This is a genomic window from uncultured Dialister sp. (assembly GCF_937959425.1).
GTDB lineage: Bacteria > Bacillota > Negativicutes > Veillonellales > Dialisteraceae > Dialister.
In genome coordinates this window covers 1-5,765 of sequence record NZ_CALGPS010000020.1, presented here as the reverse complement: position 1 = coordinate 5,765, position 5,765 = coordinate 1, and the positions used below count along the sequence as shown (strand labels likewise).

Below are 5,765 nucleotides of genomic sequence, written 5' to 3'. Positions count from 1 at the left end.
GAAACGATTAGCGAACAGTTTCCTGTCCGGCGTGTGAACAATGTGCATCATCTCAGCAGGAAACGATTGGCGAACAGTTTCCTGCCCGGCATATGAGCAGTGTGAATCATCGCTGCCGGTGTGGAATAGAAATTAGAAAAGGACTATAATATAGACAGGAGATAACGTAAGGAAGCAGATTTCAAGAGGATTTTATTCCATAGGAGTTTTTTTTCCTTGAAAGAGGCGATACATATGCTTCCAACAGCACTGCTTTTTATCGGCAGCATTTTGTTCATTGGCGCCGGCATTTTCTGCATTGTGCAGCCGGCGGCCTCCCTTCTGGCGGTGGGATATTATGTGGGCTTTGTCCTTGTCCTGGGCGGCGTATGCCAGATTCTGCGCTATATGAAGACGGACAGAAGGTACCGTTCTCCATGGCACCTTCTTATTGCCATCCTTGATACGGCATTTGGTCTGTGGATGATGATGTCTCTGGCCTTTGCAGTGGTGGCTTTCATGCTGCCTCTTCTCTTTGCCATTTACATTCTTCTCCGCGGCATATTCATGATTATCCTGCGGTCGAAGAAGAAAGAAGCTCTGCGCAGTCCCGGCCTCTACATGGCGGCAGCGGTGGTGCAGATCCTTCTGGGGCTTGCCCTTGTATTCCGTCCCGACGCAGCGGGGCTCCTCTTCATGTACATGGTAGGGGCTGCCCTCATCTGGACCGGTATCAGCACCTTCCTGACCTGGAGGAAACAGGCTGATATGGATGAATGAAAGAACAATGAAAAAAGGCTCTGAAAAATGGCTGACATTTTTCAGAGCCTTTTTGTATGGGATGATGTCTATCAGATAATAAAAAAACTGCGCCGCAAATGGCACAGTTCTTTTTGAAAGGGCTCAGGCCTTTTCTTCCATCTTTTCCTTGTAAGCTTCCTTTGCTTCTTCCTTAGCTTCTTCAGCTTTTTCTTTCGCTTCAGCAGCTTTAGCTTTTGCAATAGCAGCGTTTACGTTTGCGTTCAGACGGGATTTTTTGCGAGCAGCTGCATTCTTATGAATGACGCCCTTCTGAGCAGCACTATCAATGATGCTTACAGCGGCGCGGAAAGCTTCTTCTTTATTGTCAGAGTTAGCAGCAGCTACAGCTTTTTTCATAGCGCCGTGAATCTGGGATTTAACAGCAGCGTTGGCAGCTCTTTTAGCAGCGTCCTGTCTCATGCTTTTCATGTTGGCTTTAATCTGTGGCAATGTATTTCACCTCCCGTCTGCATTATTCATACCATGCCATTCTATCATATTTTCTTTTCCATGGCAAGAAAACTTTCCATTTTTTTATTTGAATAAGGTCATGTCCTTCTGTACAATAGAAAAGAGAAACCGGATGGGAGCCTGACCGCTGCAGAAGGGGGACTTTTCCGGGAAAGGAGAATCATATGTATGTAGGCGTAGATTTGGTGAAGATTGAAAGGTGGGAACGGATTCTGGAGAAGTTCCCCGCCCGGGCGGAAAAGATTTTCACGGCAGAGGAAATCGCCCACTGCGAGAAGAAGGGAAAGAAGCGGGCCGAGTCCTATGCAGCCCTCTGGGGTGCCCGGGAAGCAGCCGGGAAGGCGCTGGGCATCGGCATTTTCGGCTCCGCCTGGCAGGATGCCTATGTAACCTGGACGAAATGGGGAGCACCTCTGCTCCACCTGCAGGGAACCTTTGAAAAAAGGGCGAAGGAGCTGGGCATTACAGATATGTCCATTTCCATTTCCCATGAAGAAAATATGGCCATAGCCGTGGTGGTTATGGCAGGAGGCAGTGATGATACTGACAAAAAATGAGGAAGCAAAGCTTTTGGATACTATGGCTATGAAGGAGTACGGCATTCCGGAAATGGTGCTCATGGAAAATGCGGGCGCTTCGGTGGTGCGGCTGACAGAGCCCTTTGTGGACTGGGAAGATGCCTTTACGGTGATTCTCTGCGGTACAGGAAATAATGGCGGCGACGGTTTCGTAGCCGCCCGCTATGCTGCCGGTCTGGGGGCGCGGGTGCTGGTGCTTCTTATGGGAAACGAAGCCCATATGAGCGAATCTTCCAGGCTTTACCGCCATACGGCGGAGAAGATGGGAATCCCGGTGATTCCTGTTTCCAAAGCGGAAGAAGGAGCACCCTATATCCACGATGCGGATATCCTGGTGGATGCGCTGATCGGCACCGGCCTTTCCAGTGAAGTGAAGGGGGAAAAGGCAGCCCTCATCGGTCTTGTGAATGAGGCCCGGGGTGTCATCATTTCCGTGGATGTACCAAGCGGCATGATGACCGATACGGGCCGGGCAGCCGGTGTGGTGGTGGACGCGGACTACACCGTGGCCCTGGGATCCATCAAAAGGGGCCATGTGCTCTATCCCGGCTCCTCCTATACCGGCCGTCTCCTGTATTCACCCATCGGCATCCCGGAAGAAGCAAGGCTTGATTTCCCTGTGCACCTTACGGAAAAGGAGGATGTGTTCAACATCCTTCCTGTAAGAAATCGGATTTCCCATAAAGGGAAGAACGGTTTCATCGGCATTTTTGCCGGCTCCGACGGCATGGAAGGGGCAGCCCTTCTGGCAGGACAGGGGGCCCTTTATGCCGGCGGCGGCAAGGTGGCGGTTGTCACCACCGCCGGTGCGGCCCGGGTGCTGGCAGGCAGGATTCCGGAGCTTATGGTGTCTTCCCTGGGGGAGGGTTCCTTCTTTACGGAGAAGGATGCTGAAGGGGCGCTGGAGAAGGCAAAGGCCTATGATGTACTTGCCATTGGCCCCGGCCTTGGCAGGGAGAAGGAAACGGGACAGTTTGTGAAAAAACTGGTCACCTCCTTCGACGGCACCCTGGTAGTGGATGCAGACGGTCTCTTTGCACTGAAGGAGGAGGGCATCCGGCTGGACAGCTGTCCCGGACGGCTGATACTGACGCCCCATGTGGGGGAATTCGCTCATCTGACGGGCCTTTCGCCTGCGGAAATCGAGGAGAGGCGGATTGACGCAGCCATCCGGTTTGCCGTGGACAACCATGTGGTGCTTGTTCTCAAGGGAGCGCCTACGGTGACTGCCATGCCCGACGGATCCGCCTTCGTGAATTCCACCGGCAATCCGGGCATGGCCACCGGCGGCATGGGGGACACCCTGACCGGTATCATTGCCGCCCTGGCAGGACAGGGAATGAACGGTTCCACCGCCGCCGTGGCCGGGGTCTACCTCCACGGGCTGGCCGGAGATTTGGCGGCGGAAAAGACGCCTGTAGGCTATCGGGCCAGCGACCTGGCGGAGCTTGTGCCGGCGGCCCGGGCTGAAGTAATGAAAACAGGGAGATAAATATGCATATATTCAAGAACTTGATAAAATTTCTGGCAGTGCTTGTGCTGTCACTGTCATTGACCGCCGCCTTTTCCGCCTGCGGAAGCGCCTCATCAGCAGGCGGCGCCAAAAACCAAACCGCTGCAAAGAGCGGCAGTGAATTGACGGTACGCATGCTGGACATAGGGCAGGGGGATGCATTCCTTCTGGAAAAGGACGGGAAGTTCGTCATGATTGATACCGGAGATATTGAGCACCGGGACCAGATCGTGGCTCTTCTCCATAAATACAAGGTGAAGGAGATTTCCAAAATCATCATTACCCATCCCCATGCAGACCATCTGGGCGGCATGAATGCCATTTTCAAAAATTTCAAGGTAGATGCCATTTATGATGACGGCATGCCTGCCAATACCGGTTCCTACAAGAACTACCTGAAACAGATTAAGGAAAAGAAGATTCCCTACCATGTGCTGAAGGCAGGGGACGAGGTGGATTTCTTCGACGGCGTGAAGTTCCATGTGCTGGGGCCTGTGAAGGTGATTAAGGACCAGAAGGGAAATTCCGATTTCAATAACAATTCCGTTGTGGGACGGCTCACCTACGGCAAGTTCTCCATGATGTTCACCGGCGACGCGGAACAGGAGGAAGAAAAGACCATTCTTGATAAGGGCGGCACCCTGAAGAGCGATGTGCTGAAGGCAGGCCATCATGGCAGCCGCACCAGCACCAGCCCCGCTTTCCTGAAGGCTGTGGCGCCGAAGGAAGCCTTCATTTCCTGCGGCCAGGGCAATGATTACGGCCATCCCCACAAGGTGACCCTGGATAAGCTGGAAAAGGCAAAGGTGAAGATTTACCGCACCGACAGGAACGGCACGGTGACACTGACCACTGACGGCGGCAGTTATCAGATCAAGAAGGAGAGGGCATAATGAAAAAAGAAGCTATTGTAGACCGTATCGAAGGGAAGAAGGCCGTCCTTATCACAGACGACGAGGAAACGGTGATACTTCCTGCGTCCTGGCTGCCTGATGTGCATGAAGGCATGGCTGTGGACATGGATTTCACAGAAAATCCGGAAAGGGAGAAGGCGTCCATGAAAGAGGCGGAGGACCTTCTGGCGGAAATCAAAAGGATGAACGGACAGGAATAAATCATAGAAGAAGGGACCGTGAAGAAATGGCAGTCATTTTTTCACGGTTCTTCTTTCATTGGTATGATATGATAAATGATAAGCCGATTTAGGCGGTATTCATCAATGAACTTTAGGAGGCATCACTATGGCACAGACTAAGAGAGAACTAGTCAAGGCAGCTCTTGACTGCAGACCGGTGGACCGCGTACCGGTAGGTTTCTGGCATCATTTTCTGGCAGATCAGAGACATGCAGACGCACTGGCCGACCATTCCGCCTGGGTAGACAACCTGGCAGGCCATGAGAAATTTTATAAATCCTGGAAACCGGATTTCGTGAAAATCATGACCGATGGATTTTTCCTTTATCCTCATGAACAGCTCCATGATTTGAAATCCATCAGGGACGCCAAAGACATCAAACCGCTGGGCAGGGATTCGGAATGGATTGAAAAGCAGGTGGAACTCTGCAGCATTCTTACCGAAAGATATGGAAGAGATGTGATGGTCTTCTACAACCTTTTTGCTCCCACCCGGTGCATCGAATTCCAGCAGACCGGAAGCGACGCGAAGACTGTGATTACCCATTTCATGAAGGAAGACCCGGAGGCGCTGAAAGAAGTGATGGCAGTCCTCACCGAAGACATCGCCACCCTGGCCAAAGCGGTCATTACCGACGGCCACGCCGACGGCATTTACCTGTCCGTGCAGAACATCCCTCACCCCGACATGACCTATGAAAAATACAGGGAATTCATTACCCCATCGGAAATCGGAGTGCTGGAAGCAGCCAATTCCGTTTCCGACTACAACCTCCTCCACATCTGCGGCTACATGGGCTGCCATAACGACCTCACCTGGTACAGGGACTATCCCTTCAAGGCAGTGAACTGGGCTGTGGCCTTCGAAGGCGTGCCGCTGGAAAAGGGAGAAGAAATCTTCGGACACCGATGCGTTATCGGCGGCTTCGACAATAATCCCGAAGGCGTCCTCTACTCCGGTACAAAGGAAGAAGTACAGAAAGAAACGGAAAAACTGCTTGACAGGGCAGGCACCAGCGGCGTCATCCTGGGCGCCGACTGCACCGTGCCCAAGGACATCGACCCCGAAAGATTCAACTGGGTAAGAGACGCTGCCGCTCGCTATGGCGTGAAATAATGCCGGAACCGGTAAAAAGCCGTGAAGAAATGGAAATCATTCTTCACGGCTTTTTTTATACATAAATTTTCACGGAAATTGGCCAAATGACGGGGGAGCACTGGAGACAAAAAAAGCAAGCTCCGTAACGCCTTGCGTCCCCGCACTCGGGGTGGGGGGACCACGGAGCGG

General features: G+C 52.5%; 6 protein-coding genes and 1 pseudogene. 6 read left to right on the top strand and 1 reads right to left on the bottom strand.

Annotation, left to right across the window (positions count from 1 at the left end):
* Positions 1 to 234: 234 nt before the first annotated feature.
* Complete coding sequence (locus tag Q0482_RS00885; RefSeq protein WP_299142241.1) at positions 235 to 759, top strand: DUF308 domain-containing protein; 525 nt, start codon at positions 235 to 237, stop codon at positions 757 to 759.
* A gap of 225 nt (positions 760 to 984) precedes the next feature.
* Here the strand turns inward: Q0482_RS00885 and rpsT are convergent.
* Positions 985 to 1,230, bottom strand: a pseudogene (gene rpsT / locus Q0482_RS00880) (30S ribosomal protein S20); the annotation flags it as partial.
* A gap of 185 nt (positions 1,231 to 1,415) precedes the next feature.
* Here rpsT and acpS point away from each other — a divergent pair.
* The 5 genes from acpS (at position 1,416) to Q0482_RS00855 (ending at position 5,594) form a co-directional block, all read left to right on the top strand.
* Positions 1,416 to 1,808 (top strand): holo-ACP synthase, encoded by a 393-nt coding sequence (gene acpS / locus Q0482_RS00875; protein WP_299142238.1) that lies wholly within the window; start codon positions 1,416 to 1,418, stop codon positions 1,806 to 1,808.
* Positions 1,789 to 3,321, top strand: coding sequence for an NAD(P)H-hydrate dehydratase (locus Q0482_RS00870; protein ID WP_299142235.1), 1,533 nt, complete (start codon positions 1,789 to 1,791; stop codon positions 3,319 to 3,321). The genes acpS and Q0482_RS00870 overlap by 20 nt, the downstream gene beginning before the upstream one ends.
* A 20-nt stretch (positions 3,322 to 3,341) precedes the next feature.
* Positions 3,342 to 4,235: a ComEC/Rec2 family competence protein gene (locus tag Q0482_RS00865; protein ID WP_299142232.1), complete on the top strand. Its 894-nt coding sequence runs from the start codon at positions 3,342 to 3,344 to the stop codon at positions 4,233 to 4,235.
* Positions 4,235 to 4,456, top strand: coding sequence for a DUF3006 domain-containing protein (locus Q0482_RS00860; protein WP_299142231.1), 222 nt, complete (start codon positions 4,235 to 4,237; stop codon positions 4,454 to 4,456). Before Q0482_RS00865 ends, Q0482_RS00860 begins: the two co-directional genes overlap by 1 nt.
* Before the next feature lie 127 nt (positions 4,457 to 4,583).
* The gene (locus Q0482_RS00855; RefSeq protein WP_299142229.1) at positions 4,584 to 5,594 is read left to right on the top strand and encodes a uroporphyrinogen decarboxylase family protein; all 1,011 of its coding nucleotides are present in this window, start codon (positions 4,584 to 4,586) and stop codon (positions 5,592 to 5,594) included.
* Positions 5,595 to 5,765 lie beyond the last annotated feature (171 nt).